Origin of the sequence: Glutamicibacter sp. NPDC088483, assembly GCF_044753145.1 — a bacterium.
Classification (GTDB): Bacteria; Actinomycetota; Actinomycetes; order Actinomycetales; family Micrococcaceae; genus Glutamicibacter.
Map to the genome: position 1 here is coordinate 39,111 of NZ_JBIVMP010000008.1, position 25,669 is coordinate 64,779.

Below are 25,669 nucleotides of genomic sequence, written 5' to 3' on the forward strand. Positions count from 1 at the left end.
GAGGGACCAGTCCGCCAAACAGCAAGGGCCACTGCCAAGTGCTCGAGCAGAACGTGCATTTTCAGGCTCCGCGGCGCCTAGGCAAGAATTCGTCGGCACCCTGCCGAGAAGCATAGACCCTCAACGGTCTTGATAATTCAATCCGCGCCTTGCCGATGAGACTGCTTTGCAAGTGCCTTACGCAACCCCTCATTTTCAGATTCCAGCTCCAAGATGATGCCAATGCCTGCCAAATTCACGCCTCGATCAATCAACTCTGAGATTTGCTGCAACCGAGCTAAATCCTTGGCTTGATACCTGCGCGTGCCACCGCTGGTACGTGACGGGGTGATCAAACCACGCAACTCATACAACCGCACTGTTTGCACACTCACTCCCACACTCTGGGCAGCGGCAGCAATCGAATGCGATCCAGCAACAGGAACGGATCGCGGCGAATTTTTTGTCATTTCTTGCTTCCAATAGGCTTGCATGAACTCAGAATCCCATGCTATAAAATCTACATCGTTAGACATAGATCTAACGGAAAGTGAATTGCAGCATCGTAGAGAGTCACACCAGAAAGGAATGAGTTCAGATGATGCAGACCGAGGTACTTCGCGATTTCGACCGCTTGGTACAGCGAGCTTTCAACACCCAGCTCAGCTCCGAACCTGTCCACCCAATGCCAATGGAGGCTTGGAAGGACGACACCGGATTTCACGCTGAGTTCGACCTGCCAGGGGTCGACGCCGAGCAGATCGACATGGCAGTGGAAAAGAACATCCTGACCATCCGCGCTGAACGCGCCAAACCAGGAGACCGCCAGCACATCGCCGGCTCGGAACGACTCTGGGGCCATTTCACCCGGGAACTTATCCTTGGGGATCATTTGGACACTGAAAGTATCCGGGCCATCTACGTGGATGGCGTGCTACGTGTCGACATCGCTGTCGCCGAGAGTGCCAAACCCCGCCGGATTCAGGTCGCGGTCGGCCAAGGCAAGAAGAACCCCAAGGAAATCACCAGTTAACCCAAGAAAGGCCCCTTGGAGGCCTGTGCGGAGATGATGTGTCATGTCTGCCCACATTGATTCGGAACTTGATCCGCTGGTCGCTGATGACGAGTTGCTTCTGGCCATATACGAGCTCGAGCTATCCACAGCTTCCCGTCAGCATCAGCCGCCTCGATCGCACCTTTGCACCTCGATCGAGGATGTTCCGCGGCCCAGTCAGCGGTGCCCGGAAGGAACTAACGAAATACGAACAATTCAACGTTCAGTGCGTCGGGCGGGTCCCGTCCGGGTGTATTCACGCTCGCCACCGAACAAGAGATGACTCCCGGGGAAACTTTTAAGGAGTGGTTGATTCGGGGGTGCGTCCGGAACGCACCGGACGCACCCTGGCAACGAAAGGATCAGCACCATGCGTGAATCATTGCTCAACGTCCACCTCAATGACGAGCAAATCGAAGTTCTCAATGCTGCGCTGTGCGCCTACCGAGACCATTTCAGCGAGCTTCTTGAGTTGAACGAAGAAGCAGAAGGACCGCAAGCTCGCGAGAACAACAAGTACTGGCAGAGCAAAGTCCACGCGATACAAGAAATGATCGATCAAGTCAACGACTCACTGTATGGTTCCCAACCCCGGGAGGGGCCTCAATAACTTCACAGGCATTCCGCCACCGCACACTATTCGCCTATCTGCCTGTTGATCGTCGACCTTCGAGTGTTGGAATAGGCGTTTCGAGGCTAGGTACCGTGTTTAGGAGACTGATCGAATATAGGTCATCGAGCCGGCGGCCCGCTGCAGCGCGTGCTCCGCGATCCTGCGAATGTTCTCGCGGACCGTGGAGCACGCGCAAATGAATCAGCATGGTCAGTGCCCCTGCTGCGGCATCGCCCAAAGGCGTGTGCGCCGCGATGTCGGGGAGCGGTTGGGCGAGACTGAGTGGATTAATCCGCGTTTCCCAGCTCGCGGAGCGTTTCAAGGGTACGTTCGGTGCCGGCTATCCGATGTGCCCAGATCACGCGCCTGCTATCGGCCCTCATGTATCTCAGTCATGCTTCCCATCGCGACCGGCTGGCGATGTGGCTCGATTCCCCGCGCTCGGTAAGCACCTTTTCCGCGCCAGCGGCACGCATCTTGGCTTCCTGCGGCGTTGGGGTCCCCTGGTGCCGGCTTACTCGCGCGTATCCGATAATTGCCATAGCAACAACAGGACCTTGAGCCCTTCGACCTATTTTGGTTTTAAACGGCGTTTCTGACATGCAAAGACCCTGCTTATCGCCGGAGCCGGTAAATGTTAGTTGCGACCGGCGGCTAAGACCAGTACCAGACAGAGGTTCTTGGCATGAATTTCCTCTTCAGCCATGGCGCCAGGGCGAAGGATCTTCCGCCGTCTCGGCTGGCGAACTCCTGACGTGGATGTGCCTGCTCAGAGCAGATGGACGTCGCACTGTCGTCAGACTGCCGTTGTGCCTCAGTATAGGATACTGGCCGTTCCTCCGGCCCACACCATCCTGCCCTGGAATCTGACTGCGTGCTCGCCGGACCTGCCCATCAGCGTTCTCCGGGAGGCTCGATAGTTCGCAGGTGTCTTCGCAGTATTGGTGAGCCATTGGACGCCCGAGGCGTTCATCGATCCGCATACCTGATCCTCGAACACGTTGGCTTCAGGGGAGAAAGTGTGCAGCTCGAACGCATGCGGCGATCCCCCGGCGTGCGCGCCGACGGCACCGACCTTCGCATTGGGCAAGTCGGGTTCCAAGGCCTGAACCTCCTCGGAGGAGCCCACTGCACCACGGCCCCGTCCTTGCCATCGCCAACTAATGGATTTCGCGGCATAGGCGGCTCCTCGAAAGCAATCGTCGTGAGGGGCGCAGATCGCGATGCCGGAGATCATTAGGTTGGAACCCAGATTTGCAAGCTTGGAGTGCCCCGGAGGCGCGAATCGCTAAGCGGTGCCGACGTCTTGCACGCGGGCCTTCCTGTGCGGACGGCCCGCGTGCTGCGACGGCAGGTCAGGCGGTAGCCAGGCTGCGGTGCTGGATGCTGTCGGCCTCGGAAGCCTTCGCGGCTGCGGCCAGCCCGCGTTCCAGATCGGCAATCAGGTCCTCGGGCTCCTCGATGCCCACCGAGAGGCGGACCAAGTTCGCTGGAATCTCCAGCGGTGTGCCGATCAGCGAAGCGTGGGTCATTTCGCGCGGATAGCAGACCAGGGATTCAACCCCACCCAGGGACACCGAGAGCTGGAAGTATTCCATGGACTCGGCGAAGGCGCGGGCTGCCGCTTCATCGGAGAGCTGCAGTGAGAGGATCCCGCCGAAACCGCGCTGCTGGCGCTTGGCGAGCTCGTGGCCCGGATGGCTTTCCAGCCCGGGATAGTAGACGCGGGCGACCTCGGGACGGTCATCGAGCCAGCGGGCCAGAGTGGTTGCGGTGGCGCAGTGGCGTTCCATGCGCAGGCCCAGGGTCTTCAGCCCCCGGGCGGCCAGGTAGGAATCCTGCGGACCGGAGACCGCTCCCCCGGCGAACTGCTGGTAGCCGACGGCTTCGGCCAACGATTGGCCGCGGTGCAGGTAGTCTGCCACGATGACCGCCCCGCCGAGAACGTCGGAGTGCCCCCCAATGTACTTGGTGGTCGAGTGCACCACCGCGTGCGCTCCGAAGTCAAGCGGCCGCTGCAGGTACGGGGTGGCGAAGGTGTTGTCCACGACCAGCAGGGCGCCGTGCTCGGCGGCGATGGCGGCCCAGCCGGCCAGGTCGGCGATGCCCAGCAGCGGGTTGGACGGGGTCTCCACCCAGAGCAGCGCGGTGTTCGGGCGCAGCGCGGCGCGCACCGCATCCAGGTTGGTGATGTCCACCGCCGAGGAGCTGATCCCCCATTTGCCGTGCAGCTTCGAGATCAGCCGGTTGGTGCCGCCGTAGCCGTCGGCGCCCAGCACGATGTGGTCGCCCGGCTCAAGCACTGCACGCAGCAGCGCATCTTCGGCCGCGATGCCCGAGGCGAAGGAGAACCCGGCGGCGCCGCCTTCCAGCGCGGCGAGCTGGGATTCGAAGCCGTTGCGGGTCGGGTTGGAGCCGCGCGAATACTCGTGCCCGGCGCGCAGCACGTTGATGCCGTCCTGGATGAAGGTGCTGGTCTGGTAGATCGGCGGGATCACCGCACCGGTGTGCGGGTCCTTGTGCTGGCCGGCGTGCACGGCCAGGGTGTTGAAGCCGCTCATGCGAAGCTCACTTCCTTGGTGTCGGCGGTGGTTGCGGCCAGCGCGAGATCCAGCGATTGGGTGATGTCTGCCAGCAGGTCGGCTGGGTCTTCCAGTCCCACCGACAGGCGCAGGGTCGAGGTGTTCAGCCCGGCGGCTGCCAGCTGCGCCTCGGAGAGCCGGCAGTGCGTCATGGTGGCCGGGTGGGCGACCATGGTGCGGGTATCGCCCACATTCGCGGCCAGGCTGATCAGCTTGAGCCCGTCAATGACCGGGGAAACCAGGGATGGGTGGGCCAGCTCGATGGCCAGCACGCAGCCGGTGCCCTTCGGCGCCAGCGCCCGGGCCAGCTCGTGGCTGGGGTGCTCGGGCAGCGCGGGGTGGTGGATGGCGGCAATGCCCGGATACTCGGCAAGCGCGTCGATCAGCCGGGCGACGCTGCGCTGCACGTGGGCCGCGCGCACCGGCAGGGTCTCGATGCCTGCAAGGATGCCCTGGGCGCTGGCCGGTGCGAGGGTCGGGCCCAGATCGTGCAGGAACTTGGAACGAACCAGCATCGCGTAGGCCGCCGGCCCGTGGCGTTCAAGCAGCGAAGCGCCATTCAGCCGCACCCGCGGCGCGGCGATCTGCGGCCAGCGGGAGGAATCGGAGAAATCGAAGGTTCCCGAATCCACCACTATCCCGCCGAGCACCGAGCCGTGCCCGGCCAGAGCCTTGGTGGCCGAGTGCACCACGATGTCCGCTCCGAGTTCCAGCGGGCGCACGTTCAGCGGGGTGGCCAGGGTGTTGTCCACCACCACCGGGATGTTGCGCTCGTGCGCGATGGCCGCAATGGCCGGGATGTCGGCCACGGTGCACAGCGGGTTGGAGACCGATTCTAAGAAGAACGCCCGGGTGTCCTCCTCAATGGCAGCGGCCCAGGCGGCCGGATCGGCTTGGTCGACAAAGCTGACGCGGATCCCGAAGTCGGCGAAGGTGTCGGTGAACAAATCCACGGTGCCGCCGTAGAGCGAGGAGGAAGCCACAATGTGCTTGGGTCCCTGGGTCAGGGCCAGCAGGGACAGGGCCACGGCAGCCTGCCCGGTGGCGGTGGCCACCGCGTGGGCCCCGCCTTCCAGGGCGGCCACGCGCTGTTCGAGAATCGCAACGGTGGGGTTGCCGGTGCGCGAGTAGGTGAAGCCGGCCTGGCGCAGGGCGAACTTCTCCACCGCTTCGGCGTGCGATGCGAATTGGTAGGCCGCGGAATTGTGCAGTGGCGGCAGCATCGGGCGGAAGTCTCCGCTCGGGCGGTACCCTGCGTGCACCGCGTCGGTTTCCTGGCTCATGGCTCCTCCTCGATTCTCTGCGAGGGAGTGCACCGATTGGCATCGTGCGGCGGCACGAAGCTACGCAAAAACGCGTTCGGAACTGCTCCATCGTTCCTGGCGGTAGCACCTTTCGGTTTCCCGATGGTTGCTGCGGCGTCTCCGAGCCAGATCTCTCAGCCGCTCTTGATGGGTTGTTCTTCCATGGTTGGCTATCCGCCGCAAACGGTGCAAGCGGTATCCGGCGCCCGGCTTCATACAAGGCCGCCAGGCTTCATATGACTTCTCGTTGTCATGATGACGCGGTGGCCGGCAGCACTTTATGACGCGACCTTTTGAGATGAATCGGCGTGATGCAGGGGTTTTGCTGGAAGTTTGTGACGATGTGCCGGTGCTCGATGACCGGGGGTTACGCTGCTGGCGGCTCAGCCGAGCACTTCTACCCCGAAGCTGGCGACCACCGTTCGCACTTCTTGCAGGTAGCGCTGGGCCTGGTCGGTGAGCGGGATAGCGGCGTGGTCGATCCAGCCGATTTCGATGCGCTCCTCGATGGCCAGCGGGATGGCCACGATGGAGGGATCCAGCTCGTCGCTGATGATGCCGGTGGAGATCGTGTACCCGCCCAAGCCGATCATGAGGTTGAAGATGGTGGCGCGGTCCGAGACCTGGATTTCGCGTTGGCTGGAGCGCGTGGAGAGCACCTCCTCGGCGAAGTAGAAGGAATTATTCGCGCCCTGGTCGAAGGTCAGCCGGGGCAGGTCTTCGAGGTCTTCGAGCGTGACCTGGGTTCGGGTGGCCAGCGGGTTGCTGCGCGAGATGAAGATGTGCGGATCAGCCAGGAACAGCGGGTGGAAGACCAGCCGGGATTCGCGCAGCAGCTTGTCGATGACCTTTCGGTTGAAGTCGTTGCGGTACAGGATCCCGATGTCGCTGCGCAGCGTGCGCACGTCCTCGATGATCTGCTCGGTGCGGGTCTCGCGCAGCGAAAACTGGTATTCCTCGGCCCCGCTGGCCTGCACCATCCGAACAAAAGCATCCACCGAAAACGAGTAGTGCTGGGTGGAGACGCCCAGCAGCCGCCGGGCGGAGGGGCGGCCGAGATAGCGATGTTCAAGAAGCTCCACCTGCTCGAGGACCTGCCGGGCGTAGCCGAGGAATTCGGCGCCTTCGGCGGTGAGCGTTACTCCCCTGGCCGAACGCATCAGCAAGGTGCGCCCCACCCGTGATTCAAGCTCCTTCATCGCTGAGGACATGCTGGGCTGTGCGACGTAAATCAGGTCGGCGGCAGCCGAAATCGACCCCTCGGAGGCCACCGCCACGAAATAGCGAAGTTGCTGCAGCGTCAAACCATTTGTTCCCTGAACCATAGCCAGAGTCTATATGAATCCATAGTTATATCGAGTTACCCGATATCAAGAATCACCCTGCATGATTGACGCATCGACTTCCCCTCGGCCCACCACGGCCCCCAAAGAAACAGATTGGCCATCATGGCAGACGCGTTGACCTTCAGCATTAGCACCACTAAATTCGACGAGAATTACACCCCGTCAGCAAATTCGCGCACCACCACGAACTTCGCCAATTTGGCGCGTGGAGAGCGCCGCGCAGAGAACCTGAACAATGCTCTAACAATGATCAACCGCCGCTTCAATTCCTTGGCTCACTGGGACAATCCCCAAGGAGACCGATATGCGCTGGAATTGGAAATCATTTCTGCCAACGTGCATTTCACTGCCGATAATAACGACCAGAAATTTCCCCTTTTAGAAGTCCTTGAAACCACGATCGTGGATAAACTCCTAGGCACTCGAACCCAGGGAATAGTCGGCAATAATTTTTCGTCGTACGTCCGCGACTATGACTTCAGTGTGGTGCTTCCTGCGCAGAGTCGTGGCGCCGGCACCCCAGTTCTTCCCGAAGATTTTGGCGATCTCCACGGGCAACTTTTCCAGCACTTCCTTAGCTCGCAGGCCTATGGTCAGCGTTTTGAGCAGCTACCGGTGATCTGCATCAGCGTCTCGACTTCCAAGACCTATTTCCGCACCGGCAACAGCCACCCAGTGCTCGGTTTGGAATACCAGCAGGACGAAAATTCATTGACCGATGCGTACTTCGGGAAAATGGGCTTGAGCGTCCGCTACTTCATGCCGCCAGGTGCCGTGGCACCGCTGGCGTTCTACTTCCGCGGTGACCTGCTCAACGACTACACCAATCTGCAGCTGATCAGCCTGATCAGCACCATGGAGACCTTCCAGAAGATCTACCGCCCGGAAATCTACAATGCCAACTCGGGAGCGCCTGCCGTGTACCACCCGAGTCTCGGCGCCCAGGACTTCTCCCCTACCCGCGTTTTTTATGACCGCGAAGAACGAACCCAGCTAGGCAAGACCCAAGGGAAGTTCGCCGAAGAGCATTTCATTATTCCGAATCGGGAACTGCTCGATCAGTGGTCTTCCTCCTACCCGACTCCTGTCGCCTGATATTCCGAAAGATTCTTCTATGACTTCCCCGCTTATCCCCACGTCTATTGTCGGCAGTCTGCCCAAACCTTCATGGCTTGCCGAGCCTGAAAAACTTTGGTCCCCCTGGAAGCTTGAAAGCGCGCAAGTGCGCGAGGGCCAGCAAGATGCCATGCGCGCAGCAGTGCTTGAACAGACCCAGCGCGGCATCGACATCATTTCCGACGGCGAGCAGTCGCGCCAGCACTTTGTCACCACATTCATCGAGCACCTGAGCGGTGTCGACTTCGAGAAGCGCGAGACCGTGCGCATCCGCAACCGCTATGATGCCAGTGTCCCCACCGTGGTCGGTGCCGTTGAACGTGAAAAGCCGGTATTCGTTCAGGACGCGCAGTTCCTGCGCACGCTGACCGACCGTCAGATCAAGTGGACCCTGCCTGGCCCGATGACCATGGTTGATACGTTGTACGATGCGCACTACCGCAGCCGCGAGAAGCTGGCCTGGGAGTTTGCGACCATCCTGAACCAGGAAGCTCGCGAACTGGAAGCCTCTGGAGTGGACGTCATCCAGTTCGATGAGCCTGCCTTCAACGTCTTTTTCGATGAGGTGGCCGACTGGGGCATCGCAGCTTTGGAGCGTGCCTGCCAGGGACTTAAAGCCGAGACCGTAGTCCACATCTGTTTTGGCTACGGCATCAAGGCGAACAATGATTGGAAAGCCACCCTCGGCGCTCAGTGGCGCCACTATGAGAAGTCCTTCCCACTGTTGCAGGCTTCCTCCATCGATACCGTTTCGCTGGAATCCCACCATTCGAATGTCCCGCTGGAGGTCGTCGAATTGGTCCGCGGCAAGCGAGTGATGCTCGGAGCTATCGACGTGGCCAATGACGCTGTGGAGACAGCGGACGAAGTAGCGCAGACTCTGCGCAATGCACTGGAATTTGTGGATGCGGACAAGCTGATCGCCAGCACCAACTGCGGCATGGCTCCATTCCGTCGCGATGTTGCCCTGGCCAAGCTCAGCGCGCTCAGCGCAGGGGCTGGCATCCTGCGCGAGGAGCTTGTTGGTGCCCGCGTCTGAAGTGACAGAATCGGCGACACCATCGTTGCCCGCAGATGATTTCAAAGCAATCTTCCGCGGGCATCCCGGTGGCGTCAGCCTGATAACCGCCGATGCCGGCGACGGACCAGTTGCCCTCACGGCAACGTCCGTGGCTTCGATCAGCGTTGATCCGCCATTGCTCGTCTTCTCGATTTCTGCGCTGTCCTCGGCGGCCAAAGTGCTCACCCGCGCAACATCTCTTGTCGTTCACAGCTTGGATGCACAAGACATCGAGGTGGCTAAATTGGGAGCAACCAGTGGGATCGATCGCTTCGCACAGAAGCAAACGTGGTCAAGGCTGAGCACCGGCGAACCGGTATTTGATGGCGTCCGGGCCTGGGTTCGTTGCGCGGTCATCGAGCGGGTTCAGGCAGGAACATCCACAGTTTTTGTCGCGCGCGCCTTTGAGTCGCACGTTGACCGCGATAGCGAACCCGGTCAACCCGGCAATGGACTGGTTTACCATAATCGCGCCTGGCACCGCTTGGATGAAAACTCGCAGGTAACCAGTTGAAGCTGTCCGGCCGCTGCCCCTTGGGACACCGGTCGAACAGCCTCAGACTGCACTGACGGTCTTGTGCTGCAGCGAGTTAGTGCTTGGCGGACTTCCTGCGTCCACGGGCCACAAATACCGCACCAGCGAGGGCCATGAGAAGTCCTAGCCCTGCAGCGGCGAAGCCGTCAAAACCGGTGTTTGCCAGTTCTGGCGCGGTGGAACCGGCAGCCTTCGTGATGGACTGTTTCTCGACTGCAGGAGCCTTGCTAATTTCACCTGCTGGCTTGATTTCGGCGGCAGCCGTTGGAGACTTATCTTCGGATGGAGTTGTTTCCTCTTCGGTTTCTGGATCTCCCGAACCTTCGCCTTCAGTCTCCGGCTGGATGCCGAAGTACATTTCAAGGTAATACGCTCGCAGTTCGGGGTCGTTAGCAAAAACCTCTTCGAGGAATGCTTGGATCTCCGCGGCGTCTTCATCGCTTTCAATGCCTTCCATCATGAAAGGCAGAATCAAGTCAATCAGCTCGAGCCCGTTGTCGGATTGGAAATATTCTTCCCACTGGGCTTTGTCCCAGTCGAAACTTTCCTCAGGAATAAGCTCGTTAATGGACTGCCAGAAAGCCAGCTCTTCATCAGAAAGGTCGAATTCTTCGTACCAGATGATATCTTCAGCAAGCAATTCATCAAGAAGTCGGTTCATCTCCTGCCCGGCTTCGGTCTGATCGAAAGCTTCCCACTGGGCTTCGTCCCAGTCCTCACTACTTTCGGGCATCAGCGCGTCAATTTGGGCCCAGCGAGGGTCTTCGTCTTGGACGGCAACGTCCGATGATGTTTCGGTGGCCTTGACCGACTCAACAACTTCAGCAGTGAGCTCAGGTGTAGCTTCAGGTTCTGACGAAGCAGCTGATTCCGTCACCGCGGGTTTTGATTCTTCGGCCACATCGGAAACAGCAGTTGGAGCAGCCGAGGACGCGGTTGCGGGGTCAATGGCAGGTTCCGACGTTTCTGTCTCATTGGATTCGTCGGCATCGAGCATCGTCTCTGGCTCAGCTGGAAGGATGCTTTCCTCGGATTCAACGACGTCCGCTACGGGAGACTGCGACGCAACTGGCTCCGCCTGCGCGTCCGCTGACGTTGACGATTCCACTGGCGTTGAGATGACCTCATCCGAAATCACTTCTGCATTTGCTGCCGGGCCGCTAAGCACCAATCCCGTGATCAGTGCCGTCGACATTGCCGCCGCGCCTAATTTGGTTTTCAATTATCCTGCTTCAAAGAGTGCGAATCGGCGCAAGAACCTCACAACAGAATAAAATAGCAATGATTGCTAAAGTCGCTCTGTCCTGCGCCGATGAATTGATGATTAGGCTAAATCTAGCTCATTGCCCGAAGATTCACCAAGAAATTTTTTCACGTAAAACTCGTTGCCTGCGAGCCTGAGGAACCTCATTAAACGAGGTTATGAATTAAGCTCAATTCCGCTAATGATTCTTTGGTATACCTGTATTCGAATTTTCTGAACAGCAGAAGTGCTCGTTGATCTCACGCAAAGTGCCTGGAATTCACCTTCGAACTAAACTGTCCCCTCTCATTCATATACTGAAAAGCAATATTCAGAAAGAGGGAGAGAATGGCCACCCGAAAGACTCAGGACACCGCGTTCAATCAACAACAGTCAGCTCCCACAGTCACGGTCTATCAGAATCCCGATCATGTCAGCGGCATACTTCAGCAGATTTATCGAGCCCCGCTGGTAAAAGAGGATACGACTGAAGGCGGCGGAACCAATACCGCAACGGAGACAACCACTGTTGACGGTTCGGCGGAAGGCACAGGAAACATCGGTTGGCTCGGGTCGAAATTGGGTCTCACTGCGAGAATGTCCGCAGGTGAAGAGGTTATCGAGGCACAGGCCTCGACTCAGAACCGCCGCTCAGTCTGGGAATACACCCAGGCATACTATCTGCATGTCGTTCGCGAGTCGTTGCGTCATTTCGGGTTGCTTCACACGGTCGCAACTCTGTCCGACGCGGAGACTCTGAAAGTTGGTGATCTCGTTGAATACACTACTGAGTTCAAGCCAGATCAGATGTCAGCGTTCCTTGATGTACTTTCGCCAGAACTCATAGCATCCGTCGTTCGCTTCCAAGCAAAGCAGAAGGCGCTGAAAGCTTTTGAGAAGTGGGGCGACTTCGATGCGCAGCAGGCCTACTTCGCCGAAACTGGATTCCGGGCCGATGCCCAGGCCGAGTTTGCGGCATCCGTAACCAGGGCGATTCGGAAGGACTTCCGTAGCGATGGAACACGTGAGTTCTTTGGCAATCTCGGCTCGGAGAACTACCAAGTCACGGCGATAACTATGTGCGATGCTGCCTATTTCACCGTCGAGGACACCGATCGGATCCTCGACGGGCGCTTTACTGTTTTGGGCAAGGTCGCGGAGTCAGTCGAACACGACCGTCCCACCCTTGAGCGTAACAAGCTCCTCAGCTCTGTTCCTGTTGAAAGCTTTGAAACACTGGTGGACGAACTGATGGAGCAGGCGGATCAAGGTCTCAAGAAAGCGAAGATCACTGGAGCAATGGCCTTCGACCTTGGCCTCTCTGCGCGCATCGACGGGGCTTCGTTCAAAGTGATCCCGATAGCGATCTACGTGTAATCTATTCCTCCTTAACTACCCATCCGAAAACAAAAAGGGGACTCTCATGATAGAAAATCTCAACCGCGATCAGACTTTCGCGTTGATCTCTGAAATGAATTCAACTCGCAATCTATTGGCCTACGGGATACGGGCGATGCGAACCGCAGCGTTCGTCGAAACCACACGAGATCCCATCTTCACCATGCTTTCCATCGGCGTGGAAAAGCTATACAAGCTGACGTTGGGGCTAGTCGACCTGGAACGCGATGGCAAATGGCCAACAAAGGCGCAGATGAAATCGCACGGGCACAACCTCGTAGACATGCATGATGCCGTCTTCGACGAACTCAGGAAACTAACAGCGGATAAGTCCGAATATGTTCGTGGTCTGCTCTCCTCAGTTGAGGACGATTTCGTAGTCAAGCCTTTGATCGCGGCGCTGGGCAGATACGGGCAAAGTGGTCGCTTTTACTATCTGGATGTTCTTGGGGACTCGCCGCAGGTGTGGGAAAGTCCCGAAGAACACTGGCAGCGCATCGAAGACGCCGTGATGCTCGAACCGGAGATCAAGGACTTATTCAATGAGGCCATGAATTCCGTATCGGACAATGAACTGTGGGATTCCTTCCATCGTTCGCTCCATGAACGAATCGCACTTTCCATCGAACGCCTGTGGGAAATGATCGCCGTTGCCGGCAGGAACCACGCGCTCGGCGAGTCGGGGACGCAGTTCGGGTTCGAAGTTCATCCTCGTTCCGTCGGTCGCCAGTAAGGCACCGGCAGCAGCAGAGACCGACGTTGGAAAGAGCGAAAGTTACTGGCACGCTCCTAACCTCAACATGATTACACTCTAACTTTCAAGGCTCACCATCGGCGATGCGGCCCAAGACGAGCGGCGATCGACAGCATGACATGATCCCGTTTTGGTCAAGTGCTGCCATCTGGTCGCAGAAGGCATGCAGGAGACGAGGACGGGCACCATCGTTGAATTACGAAACAAGAACGTGCTACACGTGCTACGCACTCGCTACACGATCCGGCCAACTCTCGGCCGCCCCATGCTTCTGCGACCTACAAGCGTCGGGTACAGTCCGGTTGGCATACCTTTAGTCCCATGCTCGATCATCGGCGCGAAATAGTGGGATAACTACAGCAGCCGAACGACGCACATTCCGAAGGGAAGCCGCGGTCGGTCCCACACGCGGATCCGGCGCTAAACCTCGGACCGAAACGAGAGTCATATTTCCTTTTAAAGGATGGTCCCGCCTTAGGATTAACTGACATAAGTCGAAATAGACCAACTTTAAAGCATACTGGTCATGAACGGAGGTGAGTGCTCATGGCCCGCGCCCCGATTAATGGTGACACGTTGAACTGGGCACGCGAACTCGGACGCGTGACGCAGGAAGACCTCGCAAAGGCTGTAGGGGTCAAGACTGAACGGGTCATGGAATTCGAAGCAGGCGAGAGTCTTCCTACCTTCCGACAGCTTACCCTGATGGCAAGCAAACTTGATCGCCCACTTGGATTCTTCTTCGCCCCGGCCCCGGCGGAGCCTGACGTACCCGATACGGCCGACTTCCGAGGTCGCCTACACGACGAGCTGCCGGCGGACCTCGCCCGAGAGATGCGCCGGGCCGAGCAGCATAGAGACGCTATGCTCGATCTGGCGACCACTCACGGTGAGAAGTTGGAGCTGCGACCCTTGTCTTAGGAAAACTTGAAAGACCAGGCCGCCGACGTGCGTCGACAGTTCGGTCTCCTTGACACCTTCGTCCCTACCGAGTCCCAGATCAACCAGGTCTTCAACTTCTGGCGCGGACTAATCGAGGCCAGGAACATCCTCGTGTTCCAGACCACGAAGATCGCGTTGGGGACCTTCCGCGGATTGTCCATCCATCATGACAGGTTGCCTGTCATCCTGATCAACGGTGGGGACAGCGCTTCCGGTCGCACATTCACCTTGTTTCACGAGCTCGCGCACCTTGCGAACCGCACCAGCGGCCTCTGTGTACTCAAAGAAAACATCAACGAGGAGGCGTTGGCAAACAGCTTCGCGGCCAATTTCTTAATGCCCGAAAACTCTGTTCGCCGACAGTTGCGCCCGATCGACGATCCGTATGAACTGTCTGGACACCTAGCGTCGGTCTTCAAGGTCAGTCCGCTTGCCGCCGCCGTACGTCTTCGGACCCTCAACATCATCGATGACGAAGGCTTAGCCGCGATCCGGTTGCGCAGTGACGCTGAGTGGAGCAAAGTGCGAGAGTTGAGAAAGAAGTCTGGCAGTATTGTGCCACCATGGCGACTCCGCTATCGAGATCTCGGCTCTTCTTACATTGGCGCCGTTGCTCATGCAATCGAGGACCGACGGGTAGACATGATGGATGCCACTTATCTCCTCAATGCGCGCGTTCCAATGGTCGAACAGCTCTTGACCGAATACTACAGAACTGGGGGTGCGGAGTGACCTACACCCTCGACAGCAACATCCTCATCAATCTGCAGCGGGTGTATCCGCGCGACATCTTCCCTAGTATCTGGGAGAGTATCGAGGTATCAGCAACCAACGGAGACAGCTGCATTTGCGAGGCCGTCCACCGGGAGGTCAATCGCAGTGGTGACGCCCTCCACAAGTGGGCCAAGGAACTTCCCGACTTCGTCTGCGCAATTTCTGAAGACGAACTCAACATGGTAGCGGAGATCGCTAACGCGCATCCAGGATGGGTACAAGGCCAGCTCAACGAGGCCGATCCATTCGTGATCGCCCATGCGAAAGTCGAGCGCTCGTTGCTGGTCACCGAAGAGCGCAGGAAAGGGCCCAACACATCTGAGAAGAATCTCAAGATTCCCAACGTCGCGGCTGAGCACGGCGTGGAAGTCCTAAAGTTCTTCGATTATGTGCGCCGCGAGGGTTGGACATTCTAAGGTCCCTCTCGGTCAGGCTGTAAGTGAGTCAGCCTGCTCGCTGCGGTCGACTCATGATCCCTCGTTCCCCTCATCTTCAGAATTCTCAGTTCTCGAACGACGAGTTTGATAGAGATAGCGGCCTCTAAGCCGGATGAATTCATCCGCGCGGTCGTTCTCGCCGGTCAGCGCACCGGTGAGCTTCCCGAAAGCTCCTTCGTTGAGCACTGCCGCATCCGTCAGGATCTCCCGCAGTTCCGGCGACGCCATGAACTGGTCGAGCGCGTTGTGGTCGATCTTCTCGCCGATGCGCGGATCATCCTCCGCCATGCCAGCCGCGGCGACCACGAAGCCCTGGATCTGTGGATCGGCGAACTCCGCACCGAACGGCGCGTTGATCCTGGCCACGATGTCCGAGAGCAATTCCTGCTGCGGATCCTGCCTAGAGACATGCGAACCGACGCCGGTGATCCACGGAGCACCGGAGTGTCCAGCTCGCCGGACAGGCCGATGTCCGCCTTGCCCCTGTCGATCTGGCGGACCTTGCGCAGTTCGAGCCCGGAAACGTTCACCGAGGCAGAGACATCGTCGGATGGCAACAGCCTTATAAGCTGGCGCAGGAACTCCGCGAGCTTTTCCAGGTCGCTGGTGCCGTAGTCGACGACCTGGGACATGAAGTCGTACAAGCGCACGAACGGGCCGCAGTCCTACTTGAATGTGCGCAGCTCGTCGAGGGCCTGGCCGTCATCGCTTTCCGATGCATCAGCCCACCGGGCAACGTACTCGTCGCGTGCCGGAGTCACCGCCGCAGTCAACGCACTGTGGGACTGGATGCGCGCCCACCACGCCTTCGCATACCGCTCTACGTCGGCCTGCGTGTAGATGCGCGGCATTGACGCTGAGCTTGGCGATGACCAGGACTGCGGGGACAAACTGGTGCTGGAAAAATGCAGCAGTCGAGCCCTCATCGCTTTGGCCCGCCGACGGCTGACCGTGCCCTTCGCCATGATCCGTGGCGTGTCATTTCATGATGTACCGGAGCAGGAAATTGCTCCACGGGCTCCGGACACGTCCCGCCGTCCATCGGGCAAGCAATGGCAGGCATCATCCCGACGGCGAGTCCAAGCTCTAGCAACTATGGGCAACGAGGTGCAGGATAGGTTCCATGGATCCACAAGATGCATTGATTCTTCCTGATGTCACCGCTTGGCGCGCTTGGCTCGACGAACACGAAGAAACCAGCGATGGCGTTTGGCTGGTAGTGGCAAAGAAGGGAACGACTTCCCCCACCTCGCTCGCTGTCGCACAAGCATTGCCCGAGGCGCTCTGCAGCGGATGGATCGATGCCATCCGCCGCAAACGCGACGAGACGACCTTCCTCCAGCGCTACACTCCCCGCCGGAAGAACTCTGTCTGGTCCCAGAAGAACACTGAATTCGCCCAGGAATTAATTGATCAAGGACGCATGCGGCCACGAGGCTTCGCGGAAATCCAGAAGGCCAAGGAAGATGGACGGTGGGAGCGTGCCTACCAAGGCCAGGCCACCGCCCAGGTTCCTCCGGATCTGCAAGAAGCGCTGGATCGTTCGACCGTGGCGGCCACGAATTTTGCGGCCTTGAAATCCCAACCGCGCTATCACATCCTGCATCAGCTGATGATTGCCCGAACGGAGAAAACGAGGACTGCCCGCTTGGCCCGATTCGTTGCAGAACTTGAGCAGGGTCCAGAAGCCTGATCCTTGGTCCGGTACAGTACTACGCGGACGATGCCACTGAGCGCTAGCTTCTGGAGCGGTATATCGCTTCGGCGATCATGGCGCCTGCTTGCAAAATGGCTGCCGCAAGAATGACTAGCGCGGCCGCAGTGGCCCCTCCAAGAATCAGCATGACTACTCCGACAAGGCCCAAGGTCCAGGCAATGAACATTGCTCCTGTAGTCATTCCTAGTCCGGCCTGCCGGGTTTTCTTCACGCTCTGAGTCATATCGCCAGTTTAGACGCAGGACTGAGCTCTGGGGAAAATGGTTTCGGGAACTGATCATTTTCGCGGGGGCCTTGGTACCGTGGAATTCAATGCCCGGGCAACCCCGGCAATATCTCATCTCACGATTGGATTCATGGTTTGCGTGTATTAGTTCCGTGGCAAAGCTTGGTCGACAGCATGCAGATTCCCGGGGTCGAAACCGTCTTGTGGAATATCAATGATGGCGAGCCTCCAGCAGCTGATGTGCTCGTTACCGAGCGGCCGCTGGATCCTGCGCATCGCTCGCGAGTCAGCAGAATCCCGGGGCTCAAGCACGTGCATCTGCTATCCCTCGGCTACGAGTGGGTGCTGGAGCATCTCCCCGGCGAAGCAGTCTTGTCGAATTCCCGCGGCGCAGTGGAAGACTCCACCGCTGAGCACTGCCTCGCCCTCGTACTGGCCGCATTGCGCGAGCTCCCTGCGGCCATGGCCTCGCAGAAAGAGCAGGAGTGGCCTCGCTTGTGGACTTCCTCGCTTTTCGGCTCCAATGTCGTGGTGCTCGGAGTGGGCGGTGTTGGCACAGCCACTATTGAACGGCTCAAAGCCTTCAAACCAGCCAGAATCACCGGAGTCGCCAGTTCCCCGCGAATCCTGGATGATGGCACCAATGTCGTCGCCCTGCGCGATGCAGCTGAGCTCCTGCCTGAAGCCGATGTCGTCATCTGCACTCTGCCGCATACACCCCAGACCCAAGGCCTTATTGATGCAGGATTCCTCCAGCGCATGCGCGACGGCGCACTGCTGGTGAATGTCGGCCGCGGCCCTATTGTGAACACCACAGATCTGCTCGACGAGCTGCGCTCGGGACGCCTGCGCGCGGCTCTGGATGTGACCGATCCCGAGCCGTTGCCCACGGGCCATCCGTTGTGGACCGCGCCGAACTGCATCATTACGCCGCATATGGCTGGTGATACCTCGGAATTCATGCGGTTGGTGTCGGATTTGGCGACGCAGCAAGTTCAGCTGCTATCCACCGGTTCGGCACCGCACAACATTGTTCGCCGCAACCTTGGCTAGGCCCTGCTTGCTGCCAAGGAATGCTCGACAATTTCATGAACCTTGTCGACGGTAACCGGAGCCAGGGTAACGCCGAGGGGTCCATGCCCCGCGGCTACTGTCAGGTTCTCGTATTTGCGTTGCCCGATGATCGGCACGCCGCTTGCAGTCATCGGCCGGGCGCCCTGCCAACGGCTAAGTTCCGGCAAATGCCTAAGCTCTGGCAGCAATGCTTCCGCGCCCTGGCGCAGGGCTGAAATATCCGAATCAGCTGGAACTGCATTGCTCATGCCGCCAAAACGCATTCCGCCCGTAATTCGCACACGTCCAGGCATTGGACTGATAACCACATGATCTTCCATCCCCATCAAGGCACGACTAACCAAGCGGTCCTGATCTTCCAGAGTCACCGACCAGCCGTATCCAGGCTCAACTGGCACACTGACTCCCAAGGCCTTGCCGGTTTCACGGCTGGAGGCTCCCGTTGCCAAAACAACGTGTCGCGCCGAGACCCTCCCGGAATCAGTGATCAAGGTGTGCAGGTTGGATCCGGTAGCTTCGTGGTCGATGACCTTCGCACCTACGACCTGGGCTCCATGGTCAATGGCATCTTGCAACCAACGCCTTGCGGCTTCTTCAGGATCCAGGAAACCTTCGTTGGAGAACCAGATCCCGCTGGCAACTCCATCTTCTACCCCGGCCTGCAGATCAACGATTTGCTCTCGATTCACAACATCGCAGGTCGCACCAGCCGCACGCATGCGCTCGGCATCCGCATGCAGGCGTTCGGCATTGCCCTCATCCGTGGATAGCCACAACCAGCCTTGCTCTTGCATGCCGAGATCCAATCCGTCTTCTCTCAGCTGCTGGTATCGTTTCTGGCTCAGTGTCGCCAGGCCATGGAGCTTCGCTGTATCCCTTTTGACACGTCCCGGCCTGCAGTTCATTGCAAAGCTGGCCAAGAACTTCAATGATTCGAACCCCAATGGCTTCGCAAACGTCACCGGGGCATGCTGGCTGCCGAAAGTTTTAATGCCCTCCCACAAGTTCCCTGGAGTGGACATCGGAGTCGAATAGCTCGGGACGATGAGTCCTGCATTGCCCAGGGATGAACCGCGTCCCGGCGCGGGATCAATAACCACCACATCCAGCCCGTCTCGGCTCAGCCGGCTGGCAATTCCTGCGCCGATTATTCCGGCACCAATAACTGCGACGTCAGCTCGTTCTAGGCTCATTCTTGCTCCTGCGCTACGTTTCCTTGCTGGCTAGATGGTTAAATCATCACGCCAGCACCCATCAGTATTGTGTTATACCTTACACCTTAGTGAGTATCCTGCCTGCGGATACAGCCACATTTCCCGCCAGGCGGGCACACTGCCATGAGGGTTTGCTCGAACGTGGTAAACAAGTAGATATGACTACGAGCAATCACACTCCCTTGAGGGCGATCAGCCTGCGCGAACAGGCCCGAAACGCAATTCGCACCTCGATTGTCATGGGGCAAATCCAACCGGGAAATGTGGAAAGCGTTGTCAAAGTTGCCGCCGAACTAGGGGTGTCAATTACCCCGGTCCGCGAAGCTGTCATGGATCTGGCAAACCTGGGAATTGTGGAAGTCATCCGCAACAAGGGATTCCGCGTACCGGTCCTGACCGAGCAAGATCTGGACGAGATTTTCAAGCTCCGCACCATGCTGGAAGTTCCAGCGATGCGCGAAGTCGCCGAAAATTTCCATGGCACCGATCCGGAGCCATTCAAGACGCTGGCTGCTGACATCATTCTCGCGGCCCGCGAAGGCGACGTCCGCAGATTCCTGGACAGCGACCGCAAGTTCCACAAGGCGCTCTTGGAGACCCTTGGAAACCATCGCCTGGTGCAGACCGTCGATCAGCTACGCGACCAAGCTCGCATGCAGGGCCTGCAGAAAATGGCTGATCATGGTGACCTCACGGAATCCGCCGAAGAGCACTTGGAGATCCTGGCAGCCATTGCCACAGGTGACGGCGATCTGTCCGCCGAACTAATGACCCGCCACCTCGCGCACAGCCGCGGCATTTGGGCCGACCGCCCCGAACCTCAAGCTACTTAGAAAGTGCCGAACCCGCCATTGGACTCGAATCACGTTTTGTGTAATATATAACATAGAAGTGATGCACGCTACAGTTGCGTCTTGGACATCGGATATCCCGATCCCCAACAATCTCGAGGACTCGAATGAAAACAAAGATTTCAGCACCTCAAATGCTTGTTATCGGCCTGACGCTATTTGCGATGTTCCTAGGCGCCGGCAACATCATCTTCGCCCCGTTGGTCGGGCAGCAAGCCGGCAAGTCTTCCTTGGTGCCCATGAGCGCCTTCCTCCTGACTGGTGTCGGCCTGGTGCTTCTGGCGATCATCGTTTTGGCTAAGGCCGGCGGTCGAGTTGAGCCGCTTTCGGACCGCGTGCATCCCTGGTTTTCCAGAGGCTTTTGCGCGCTCTTGTTCCTGGCGCTCGGCCCTTTGTACGTAATCCCCCGGACAGGTTCCGTGGTGTACGAGATCGCTCTCAAGCCGCACCTTGACTTATCAGACGACGGCGCCCGCTGGATGCTGCTTGCCTTCTCGGCCGCATTTACCGCGTTGACGATCTTCCTCTCCCTCGACATGGGAAAGCTGGTGGCGCGTCTGGGAAAATTGATTACTCCCGTTTTCTCCGTGCTGCTGCTCATCATTATCGGCAAGTCATTCCTCACGCCGATGGGCGCCCCGCAAGATCCTATTGAACCGTACCTTTCCAGCACATTCCTCAAAGGTTTCACCGAAGGCTACTTCACCATGGACGCGCTAGCAGCGCTCGTATTCGGTGGCGTCTTCATCCAATCCATAAAAGCCATCGGGATTACTGAGCCCCGTGCTATCACCAAGGTCTTCATCAAAGCCGGCGTGATCACCGTCATCGGCCTGTCCTTATTGCATATTTCGATGGCTTGGATCGGCGCAACCAGCGTTGAAGCTATCGGACGCTTCGACAACGGCGGCGCAGTACTGGCCGAGTCTTCCCGCTATCTGCTGGGGACCGGCGGCGTCATTGCCATGGGCGTCATTGTTCTCTTGACCGGCATCACCACGAACATCGCCTGTCTGTCTTCCGTATCTGAATATTTCAGCAACATCACTCCATGGGCTAGTTACCGGCGCTGGGTATATATCTTCGGCCTGGCCGGGTTGCTATTCACCAACTTCGGACTGGAAACCGTTTTGGAAACCGCTATTCCGCTGCTGATGTTCCTGTATCCGCTGTCAATTACCTTGATTCTCCTTGTAATGCTCAACCGGTTCTTTTCCGGATACCAGTCCGTATACATCGGCGCGATCTTGGGCGCGGGACTGATCGGCCTATTCGATGCAATCAAATCCGCAGGTCTTTTTGTTGACGGCCTCAACAACGCCTTGGCTTTCATCCCGATGTTCGCCCAAGGCGGCGGTTGGATTATCCCGGCCTTCGCAGGCGGCCTTCTTGGCTACCTGGTCGCTCGGCTTCGCGCAGAACCAAAGCGTGAGTATCCAGAAGCTCAGCGGAACACTGCGAGCGAACCGCAACAAGCTGTGTCAAAATCCTGACGTTGTCAAAACAACAGAAACGAGCATCCATGAACCTCACTAAGCAAGTTTCACCTGTCTGGTACACATCCGAGCAAGTTGCGGAAGCTGTCAGTCCTGACCGCGCGCGCGAACTTCTAGAAAACGCCTTGCGGGACGGCTTCGATCCAGCGACAGATCCTGATCGCACAGGCATCGCTGCCGGAAGCGGCGAAATGCTGCTTATGCCCTCGACCATCGGCGAATGGTCGGGCATTAAAGTAGCCACCGTTGCCCCAGATAACCCGGGCAAGGGGTTGCCCCGAATCCAGGCGAACTACATTCTGATGGACGCCGAGACGTTGTCCACCCAGGCATTGCTTGAGGGCGCGATGCTCACGGCTTTGCGCACACCAGCAACTTCGGCCGTAGCAGCTAAGCACTTGGCCCCGTCAGGCCCATGCACGCTCATGGTCTTCGGGACCGGGCCGCAAGCTTGGGGACATATAGAAGCCATGTCGGAAATCAGGGAAATCACCGAGGTCATCATCTCGGCCCGCAATCGCGAACGAGTCGATGCCTTGGTGGCGAAGGCCAATGCTTTTGGACTGGCTGCCAGAGCTGGGGATCCTGGCGACGTTGCCAACGCTCAACTCGTGGTGTGCGCGACAAGTGCAAGCGAGCCGTTGTTCGACGGATCGCTTGTCCAGCCAGGAGCATGCGTTATCGCGATGGGTTCACATGTGCCCGAGTCGCGCGAGCTCGATGGTGAATTGGTTGGCCGCTCATTGGTAGTGGTAGAAGATATCGCTACAGCTCTGCGTGAAGCTGGCGATGTCATTCAAGCCATCGCTGAAGGCACTTTGCTGGCCGGTAACCTAGCCACCATCGCCAAGCTGGTGCAAGGCCAATTCACCCGGTGTGATGATCGGCCTAATATCTTCAAGGGCACTGGGATGTCCTGGCAAGATCTGGTGGTTGCTGTCGGCGTTCACGAGCACTTCACCAACTAGGCGACAGCGAACAGGGATTCCAGTGCCGTGGCAGTTGCGCATGCATGCGCAACTGCCACGGCACTGGACGTTCGTCGCCCCGAAACGAAGTTGCACCAATTCGCGTGGCTTCTCTTGCTCGATCGCCTAGGCTAGTTCATACGATGGAAACTAGAGCACAGACACATCAGACCGGCGGCCGCGACCGCGCGATCGCCGAACGGAATCGCACCGGTGAAGATGAGTTCCGCGTAGACATTGAGCGCATCCGCTTCTCCCCGTACTTCTCCCGGCTGTCCTCGGTGACGCAGGTGATTCCCCAGGCGGGTTCAGGCACCCTGGTCCACAACCGATTGACCCATTCGCTGAAGGTTTCGGCGGTGGCCCGTTCCATCGCCATCGGCCTCCGAAGGCGTGACGAACCTACTAGGCGACTAATCTCCGACTTAGGAGGGTGCGACCCGGTAGTTGTCCAAGCAGCGGCAGCCGCCCACGATCTGGGCCACCCGCCTTTCGGGCATCTGGGAGAGCAGGAACTCGACCGGGTCGCCCGCGATACCTTGGGGCTTCCCGACGGATTCGAAGGCAATGCACAGACCTTCCGGATCCTCACCGCCCTCGATAGCTGCGATGCCACACCGCGCGGCATGAACCTGACTCGCGCGGTTCGCGCGGCTGTACTCAAATATCCCTGGACGCGCAATGAATGGCGCAGCCAGGCCCCGGTCGCCCCGGAGCTGCTCCCCCGTGGCGTCGGCGCGAATCCGGCTGCTGGCGCCATGAAGTATTCAGCCTACGATATCGAGGCTGAGGAAATGGACGACGTCCTGTCGGTCTTCCCGGGCATCGGAAAATACCAGCAGACGCTGGAAAGCTCGGTTATGGATATCGCAGACGATATCGCCTACGCGGTTCATGACCTCGATGATTTCTATCGCGCTGGCATATTGCAATACACCAGCGTCTCCGCTGAACTGCGAGCGTGGCTGGATCAGTCTGTCCGCTTCCAAGCCCTGAAGGCCCCAGAGCTGGACCAGCGGCAGCCGGGCCACGCGCTGGAAATTACGTGGCGCCATGTCCTGGCGAAGGATCCTTGGATTGCCAATCCAGACGCATTCCGCGCCTCGGTGCAACGGGTCGGCCATGACCTCGTCGATGGCTTGCTCGCAGTTCCCTACGACGGCGGCCTGCAGGCGGACCGTGCGGTTACCGCCTTCACTCGGCGATGGATTGACCGGTTGCAGGAATCGATCACCGTTGAACGCACGCCTAATGTGCGCAGCGGCCATATCCGCTTGAGCGATGAAGCATGGCATGACGTCGTAGTACTCAAGTTCGTCCATGCCCGCTTCGTCTTGGACCGTTCAGACCTGGCGGTATACCAGCGTGGGCAAACGCGAATTATCCGTTCCCTGGCAGAAGGCTTCAACACCTGGCTCAATGATCCGGAGGATGCAGGGCGCGCACCGCGACGGTTGCTGGACTCGGTGGAAGCTACCACCGAGGAATACCGCCAATTGCGCGAGAGCACCCCGGAGCTGTTCTCGCAGTCCGGCCCGCAAGAGATCCAACGGCTGGGCCAGGCCCGGGCCATCGTCGATTACATTGCTTCCTTCACCGATGCCCAAGCCGTCTCGTTGAATTCGCTGCTAACCGGCACCTCGGACAATCTCTGGGAAGCCGGCCGCGGGCTCTAGTCAACGGCCTCTCGCGCACCTGCCCGCGGCAAAATCGCTAGTCCGATTAACGAGCCATTGGCCGTTGCTCGCCCACATGAGCAACGGCCAATGTCACCAACTCGAAAGTTGCGCTCAGGGGTTAGAGGCCCAGGCTTCGGATGAGTTCCACCAGGGTTGCAAGAAGATCGCTCAACATCAAAATACCTCGTTCTAATCAGTTGGATTGCTGTTTCGTTCCGGGTCGGAATTCCCGTTCCGGCACTTAGTACATTAGCGCAAAATATCCCTAGTCAAAGCGATTTTCGGCATTGTGAGAAACCTTTAACACAATGTAAATCGCCCCTTTACGCCACGTTTCTCATTGCCCGTATTTGGACCAGAAATACCGTCGCTGCGGCATGCGCCCCGCCCGGAGCGTGACAGATTATGACGACGTGCTCCTGCACGCCGGGCAACGCTTACGCGCCAAAGGCGTGGCGTTGAGCGGTGCATGAGCCGCACCGGAGGCCACGGGCCCAATTGCCCTGCAAACTGGTCTCCGCGCATGATCGGCGAAGAGCCTTTTCAGTCCGTGCCAATGAGTCGGTGGCCCGTGGGAGCATGTACTTGCAAGCGTCCATCTACTGTTGAGGAACATCAGGCCTGACCATGGATTCACAATTGGCTGTCAGAATTATCGAAGCTGTTCGGCTTCTCCACAGCCTGGGCTATCGCGGGTTGAGAATTCTCCCGGGAATCAACGCTTCAGGAACTGCCTGGAGAATTGCCGTCTTCAACGTGACGGAGTGGCGCGCCGATGATCGATTCGGCGGGCCTTTCCTGGCCCGGGAAAGTTGCCTCTACTCGACGGCCGATGAAAATGTGTTCAACCAGAAAATCCAGTTCCCCCACGACGTCAGCCATGTCAACGTTGCAGAAGCCATCCTCATTGGCATGCCATCGCTACAGCGTTCAAGCATGGAGGACACCGGCAATCGCGAATACGTTCAGTGGTATGCGCAATTGGCAGCTCGGGTCAACCAGCTCACCGATTTGCCGGTAGCGTACGCCGATTACTTCGACGACACGGAAGGTTGGGAAATCGGCTGGGGAAGCGAACAGCGCTTTCCGCATCCTCCTGCCTACGCGCCTGAGAACGCAGACTAGGATAGAAGCTCGGCATCCAGGTCTGCTCCATCTGCTTGAGCTATGCATGCATTTGGCTCCACCAGCGAGAACCAGAAGTCCCTTCCATGGCTCCTAGGTGATCCGTCGTTGAAAAACCAAACCTGGAAGAAGCTGCCGGTCGACGAGCTCTGAGATGACCATGATCCGGTTGTTGAATGCCA

At 58.5% G+C, this 25,669-nt stretch carries 27 protein-coding genes and 1 riboswitch; of the genes, 17 read left to right on the plus strand and 10 right to left on the minus strand.

What is annotated here, in order from left to right; all coding sequences use genetic code 11:
• Positions 1 to 137: 137 nt before the first annotated feature.
• Positions 138 to 515: a MerR family transcriptional regulator gene (locus ACIP6G_RS16525; protein WP_400291341.1), complete on the minus strand. Its 378-nt coding sequence runs from the start codon at positions 513 to 515 to the stop codon at positions 138 to 140.
• A 62-nt stretch (positions 516 to 577) separates the two neighbouring features.
• Here ACIP6G_RS16525 and ACIP6G_RS16530 point away from each other — a divergent pair, with 62 nt between their 5' ends.
• Both ACIP6G_RS16530 and ACIP6G_RS16535 read left to right on the plus strand, forming a co-directional pair.
• Positions 578 to 1,012: an Hsp20/alpha crystallin family protein gene (locus ACIP6G_RS16530; protein WP_400291343.1), complete on the plus strand. Its 435-nt coding sequence runs from the start codon at positions 578 to 580 to the stop codon at positions 1,010 to 1,012.
• Between the two features lie 391 nt (positions 1,013 to 1,403).
• Positions 1,404 to 1,643, plus strand: coding sequence for a hypothetical protein (locus ACIP6G_RS16535; protein WP_022874873.1), 240 nt, complete (start codon positions 1,404 to 1,406; stop codon positions 1,641 to 1,643).
• An 817-nt stretch (positions 1,644 to 2,460) separates the two neighbouring features.
• On the opposite strand, the gene ACIP6G_RS16540 is transcribed toward ACIP6G_RS16535, so the two are convergent.
• The 4 genes from ACIP6G_RS16540 to ACIP6G_RS16555 form a co-directional block, all read right to left on the minus strand.
• A complete protein-coding gene (locus tag ACIP6G_RS16540) occupies positions 2,461 to 2,775 on the minus strand; it encodes a PhzF family phenazine biosynthesis protein (RefSeq protein ID WP_400291345.1) in 315 nt (104 codons plus the stop codon).
• A 226-nt stretch (positions 2,776 to 3,001) separates the two neighbouring features.
• Positions 3,002 to 4,207, minus strand: coding sequence for a cystathionine gamma-synthase (locus tag ACIP6G_RS16545; RefSeq protein WP_400291347.1), 1,206 nt, complete (start codon positions 4,205 to 4,207; stop codon positions 3,002 to 3,004).
• On the minus strand, positions 4,204 to 5,511 hold the full coding sequence (locus tag ACIP6G_RS16550; protein WP_400291349.1) for an O-acetylhomoserine aminocarboxypropyltransferase/cysteine synthase family protein: 1,308 nt from the start codon (positions 5,509 to 5,511) through the stop codon (positions 4,204 to 4,206). The genes ACIP6G_RS16545 and ACIP6G_RS16550 overlap by 4 nt, the downstream gene beginning before the upstream one ends.
• Positions 5,512 to 5,595: 84 nt before the next feature.
• Positions 5,596 to 5,686, minus strand: a riboswitch (SAM riboswitch).
• 229 nt (positions 5,687 to 5,915) lie between these two features.
• Positions 5,916 to 6,857: a LysR family transcriptional regulator gene (locus tag ACIP6G_RS16555; RefSeq protein WP_096256531.1), complete on the minus strand. Its 942-nt coding sequence runs from the start codon at positions 6,855 to 6,857 to the stop codon at positions 5,916 to 5,918.
• A gap of 123 nt (positions 6,858 to 6,980) precedes the next feature.
• Here ACIP6G_RS16555 and ACIP6G_RS16560 point away from each other — a divergent pair, with 123 nt between their 5' ends.
• Genes ACIP6G_RS16560 through ACIP6G_RS16570 form a run of 3 tightly spaced genes read left to right on the plus strand, consistent with a single transcriptional unit; the run spans position 6,981 to position 9,568 of the window.
• On the plus strand, positions 6,981 to 7,973 hold the full coding sequence (locus ACIP6G_RS16560; RefSeq protein ID WP_400291351.1) for a DUF1852 domain-containing protein: 993 nt from the start codon (positions 6,981 to 6,983) through the stop codon (positions 7,971 to 7,973).
• Between the two features lie 19 nt (positions 7,974 to 7,992).
• The gene (locus ACIP6G_RS16565) at positions 7,993 to 9,033 is read left to right on the plus strand and encodes a methionine synthase (RefSeq protein WP_400291353.1); all 1,041 of its coding nucleotides are present in this window, start codon (positions 7,993 to 7,995) and stop codon (positions 9,031 to 9,033) included.
• Complete coding sequence (locus ACIP6G_RS16570) at positions 9,020 to 9,568, plus strand: flavin reductase family protein (RefSeq protein WP_400291355.1); 549 nt, start codon at positions 9,020 to 9,022, stop codon at positions 9,566 to 9,568. The genes ACIP6G_RS16565 and ACIP6G_RS16570 overlap by 14 nt, the downstream gene beginning before the upstream one ends.
• Positions 9,569 to 9,644: 76 nt before the next feature.
• Here ACIP6G_RS16570 and ACIP6G_RS16575 read toward each other — a convergent pair whose 3' ends face one another.
• On the minus strand, positions 9,645 to 10,586 hold the full coding sequence (locus tag ACIP6G_RS16575) for an LPXTG cell wall anchor domain-containing protein (protein WP_400291357.1): 942 nt from the start codon (positions 10,584 to 10,586) through the stop codon (positions 9,645 to 9,647).
• A gap of 594 nt (positions 10,587 to 11,180) precedes the next feature.
• On the opposite strand from ACIP6G_RS16575, the gene ACIP6G_RS16580 reads away from it, so the two are divergent.
• From ACIP6G_RS16580 to ACIP6G_RS16600, 5 genes are all read left to right on the plus strand, one after another.
• Positions 11,181 to 12,209, plus strand: coding sequence for a hypothetical protein (locus tag ACIP6G_RS16580; RefSeq protein ID WP_400291359.1), 1,029 nt, complete (start codon positions 11,181 to 11,183; stop codon positions 12,207 to 12,209).
• Positions 12,210 to 12,255: 46 nt separating this feature from the next.
• Complete coding sequence (locus ACIP6G_RS16585; protein WP_400291361.1) at positions 12,256 to 12,963, plus strand: hypothetical protein; 708 nt, start codon at positions 12,256 to 12,258, stop codon at positions 12,961 to 12,963.
• A 567-nt stretch (positions 12,964 to 13,530) separates the two neighbouring features.
• On the plus strand, positions 13,531 to 13,905 hold the full coding sequence (locus ACIP6G_RS16590) for a helix-turn-helix domain-containing protein (protein WP_400291362.1): 375 nt from the start codon (positions 13,531 to 13,533) through the stop codon (positions 13,903 to 13,905).
• Positions 13,906 to 13,911: 6 nt separating this feature from the next.
• The gene (locus ACIP6G_RS16595) at positions 13,912 to 14,658 is read left to right on the plus strand and encodes an ImmA/IrrE family metallo-endopeptidase (protein ID WP_400291364.1); all 747 of its coding nucleotides are present in this window, start codon (positions 13,912 to 13,914) and stop codon (positions 14,656 to 14,658) included.
• The gene (locus ACIP6G_RS16600) at positions 14,655 to 15,116 is read left to right on the plus strand and encodes a DUF4411 family protein (RefSeq protein WP_400291366.1); all 462 of its coding nucleotides are present in this window, start codon (positions 14,655 to 14,657) and stop codon (positions 15,114 to 15,116) included. The genes ACIP6G_RS16595 and ACIP6G_RS16600 overlap by 4 nt, the downstream gene beginning before the upstream one ends.
• 51 nt (positions 15,117 to 15,167) lie before the next feature.
• Here the strand turns inward: ACIP6G_RS16600 and ACIP6G_RS16605 are convergent, their stop codons facing one another.
• Together ACIP6G_RS16605 and ACIP6G_RS16610 are read right to left on the minus strand one after the other, a co-directional pair.
• The gene (locus ACIP6G_RS16605) at positions 15,168 to 15,518 is read right to left on the minus strand and encodes a hypothetical protein (RefSeq protein WP_400291368.1); all 351 of its coding nucleotides are present in this window, start codon (positions 15,516 to 15,518) and stop codon (positions 15,168 to 15,170) included.
• A gap of 284 nt (positions 15,519 to 15,802) precedes the next feature.
• On the minus strand, positions 15,803 to 15,988 hold the full coding sequence (locus tag ACIP6G_RS16610; RefSeq protein WP_400291370.1) for a hypothetical protein: 186 nt from the start codon (positions 15,986 to 15,988) through the stop codon (positions 15,803 to 15,805).
• 272 nt (positions 15,989 to 16,260) lie between these two features.
• Here ACIP6G_RS16610 and ACIP6G_RS16615 point away from each other — a divergent pair, with 272 nt between their 5' ends.
• Positions 16,261 to 16,830 (plus strand): YdeI/OmpD-associated family protein, encoded by a 570-nt coding sequence (locus ACIP6G_RS16615; RefSeq protein ID WP_332595448.1) that lies wholly within the window; start codon positions 16,261 to 16,263, stop codon positions 16,828 to 16,830.
• A 43-nt stretch (positions 16,831 to 16,873) separates the two neighbouring features.
• Here ACIP6G_RS16615 and ACIP6G_RS16620 read toward each other — a convergent pair whose 3' ends face one another.
• Positions 16,874 to 17,077 carry a hypothetical protein gene (locus ACIP6G_RS16620; RefSeq protein WP_332489410.1) on the minus strand — a complete coding sequence of 68 codons (204 nt, stop codon included), beginning with the start codon at positions 17,075 to 17,077 and terminating at the stop codon, positions 16,874 to 16,876.
• A gap of 177 nt (positions 17,078 to 17,254) precedes the next feature.
• Between ACIP6G_RS16620 and ACIP6G_RS16625 the strand changes: the two genes are divergently transcribed.
• A complete protein-coding gene (locus ACIP6G_RS16625; RefSeq protein WP_400291372.1) occupies positions 17,255 to 18,133 on the plus strand; it encodes an NAD(P)-dependent oxidoreductase in 879 nt (292 codons plus the stop codon).
• Here ACIP6G_RS16625 and ACIP6G_RS16630 read toward each other — a convergent pair.
• Positions 18,130 to 19,347 carry an FAD-dependent oxidoreductase gene (locus tag ACIP6G_RS16630; RefSeq protein ID WP_332731549.1) on the minus strand — a complete coding sequence of 406 codons (1,218 nt, stop codon included), beginning with the start codon at positions 19,345 to 19,347 and terminating at the stop codon, positions 18,130 to 18,132. The genes ACIP6G_RS16625 and ACIP6G_RS16630 overlap by 4 nt on opposite strands.
• Positions 19,348 to 19,526: 179 nt before the next feature.
• Between ACIP6G_RS16630 and ACIP6G_RS16635 the strand changes: the two genes are divergently transcribed.
• The 5 genes from ACIP6G_RS16635 (at position 19,527) to ACIP6G_RS16655 (ending at position 25,487) form a co-directional block, all read left to right on the plus strand.
• Positions 19,527 to 20,201 carry a GntR family transcriptional regulator gene (locus tag ACIP6G_RS16635; RefSeq protein WP_400291374.1) on the plus strand — a complete coding sequence of 225 codons (675 nt, stop codon included), beginning with the start codon at positions 19,527 to 19,529 and terminating at the stop codon, positions 20,199 to 20,201.
• Between the two features lie 125 nt (positions 20,202 to 20,326).
• Positions 20,327 to 21,712, plus strand: a complete 1,386-nt coding sequence (brnQ, locus tag ACIP6G_RS16640; protein ID WP_400291376.1) for a branched-chain amino acid transport system II carrier protein — start codon at positions 20,327 to 20,329, stop codon at positions 21,710 to 21,712.
• 29 nt (positions 21,713 to 21,741) lie between these two features.
• Positions 21,742 to 22,683, plus strand: a complete 942-nt coding sequence (locus ACIP6G_RS16645) for an ornithine cyclodeaminase family protein (RefSeq protein WP_400291378.1) — start codon at positions 21,742 to 21,744, stop codon at positions 22,681 to 22,683.
• 143 nt (positions 22,684 to 22,826) lie between these two features.
• The gene (locus ACIP6G_RS16650; protein WP_365945776.1) at positions 22,827 to 24,359 is read left to right on the plus strand and encodes a dGTP triphosphohydrolase; all 1,533 of its coding nucleotides are present in this window, start codon (positions 22,827 to 22,829) and stop codon (positions 24,357 to 24,359) included.
• 630 nt (positions 24,360 to 24,989) lie between these two features.
• Entirely contained in the window at positions 24,990 to 25,487 is a 498-nt protein-coding gene (locus tag ACIP6G_RS16655; protein WP_365945775.1) for a hypothetical protein, read from the plus strand.
• Positions 25,488 to 25,669 lie beyond the last annotated feature (182 nt).

Excerpts from the sequence above, each read along its gene's own strand:
- ACIP6G_RS16560 (WP_400291351.1), top strand. The coding sequence starts at position 6,981 with ATGGCAGACGCGTTGACCTTCAGCATTAGCACCACTAAATTCGACGAG.
- ACIP6G_RS16555 (WP_096256531.1), bottom strand. The coding sequence starts at position 6,857 with ATGGTTCAGGGAACAAATGGTTTGACGCTGCAGCAACTTCGCTATTTC.
- ACIP6G_RS16535 (WP_022874873.1), top strand. The coding sequence starts at position 1,404 with ATGCGTGAATCATTGCTCAACGTCCACCTCAATGACGAGCAAATCGAA.
- ACIP6G_RS16615 (WP_332595448.1), top strand. The coding sequence starts at position 16,261 with ATGGATCCACAAGATGCATTGATTCTTCCTGATGTCACCGCTTGGCGC.
- ACIP6G_RS16655 (WP_365945775.1), top strand. The coding sequence starts at position 24,990 with ATGGATTCACAATTGGCTGTCAGAATTATCGAAGCTGTTCGGCTTCTC.
- ACIP6G_RS16635 (WP_400291374.1), top strand. The coding sequence starts at position 19,527 with ATGACTACGAGCAATCACACTCCCTTGAGGGCGATCAGCCTGCGCGAA.
- ACIP6G_RS16525 (WP_400291341.1), bottom strand. The coding sequence starts at position 515 with ATGTCTAACGATGTAGATTTTATAGCATGGGATTCTGAGTTCATGCAA.
- ACIP6G_RS16645 (WP_400291378.1), top strand. The coding sequence starts at position 21,742 with ATGAACCTCACTAAGCAAGTTTCACCTGTCTGGTACACATCCGAGCAA.
- ACIP6G_RS16625 (WP_400291372.1), top strand. The coding sequence starts at position 17,255 with ATGCAGATTCCCGGGGTCGAAACCGTCTTGTGGAATATCAATGATGGC.
- ACIP6G_RS16630 (WP_332731549.1), bottom strand. The coding sequence starts at position 19,347 with ATGAGCCTAGAACGAGCTGACGTCGCAGTTATTGGTGCCGGAATAATC.
- ACIP6G_RS16530 (WP_400291343.1), top strand. The coding sequence starts at position 578 with ATGATGCAGACCGAGGTACTTCGCGATTTCGACCGCTTGGTACAGCGA.
- ACIP6G_RS16585 (WP_400291361.1), top strand. The coding sequence starts at position 12,256 with ATGATAGAAAATCTCAACCGCGATCAGACTTTCGCGTTGATCTCTGAA.
- ACIP6G_RS16620 (WP_332489410.1), bottom strand. The coding sequence starts at position 17,077 with ATGACTCAGAGCGTGAAGAAAACCCGGCAGGCCGGACTAGGAATGACT.
- ACIP6G_RS16565 (WP_400291353.1), top strand. The coding sequence starts at position 7,993 with ATGACTTCCCCGCTTATCCCCACGTCTATTGTCGGCAGTCTGCCCAAA.
- ACIP6G_RS16575 (WP_400291357.1), bottom strand. The coding sequence starts at position 10,586 with ATGCTCGATGCCGACGAATCCAATGAGACAGAAACGTCGGAACCTGCC.
- ACIP6G_RS16580 (WP_400291359.1), top strand. The coding sequence starts at position 11,181 with ATGGCCACCCGAAAGACTCAGGACACCGCGTTCAATCAACAACAGTCA.
- ACIP6G_RS16545 (WP_400291347.1), bottom strand. The coding sequence starts at position 4,207 with ATGAGCGGCTTCAACACCCTGGCCGTGCACGCCGGCCAGCACAAGGAC.
- ACIP6G_RS16550 (WP_400291349.1), bottom strand. The coding sequence starts at position 5,511 with ATGAGCCAGGAAACCGACGCGGTGCACGCAGGGTACCGCCCGAGCGGA.
- ACIP6G_RS16590 (WP_400291362.1), top strand. The coding sequence starts at position 13,531 with ATGGCCCGCGCCCCGATTAATGGTGACACGTTGAACTGGGCACGCGAA.
- ACIP6G_RS16650 (WP_365945776.1), top strand. The coding sequence starts at position 22,827 with ATGGAAACTAGAGCACAGACACATCAGACCGGCGGCCGCGACCGCGCG.
- brnQ (WP_400291376.1), top strand. The coding sequence starts at position 20,327 with ATGAAAACAAAGATTTCAGCACCTCAAATGCTTGTTATCGGCCTGACG.
- ACIP6G_RS16610 (WP_400291370.1), bottom strand. The coding sequence starts at position 15,988 with ATGCCGCGCATCTACACGCAGGCCGACGTAGAGCGGTATGCGAAGGCG.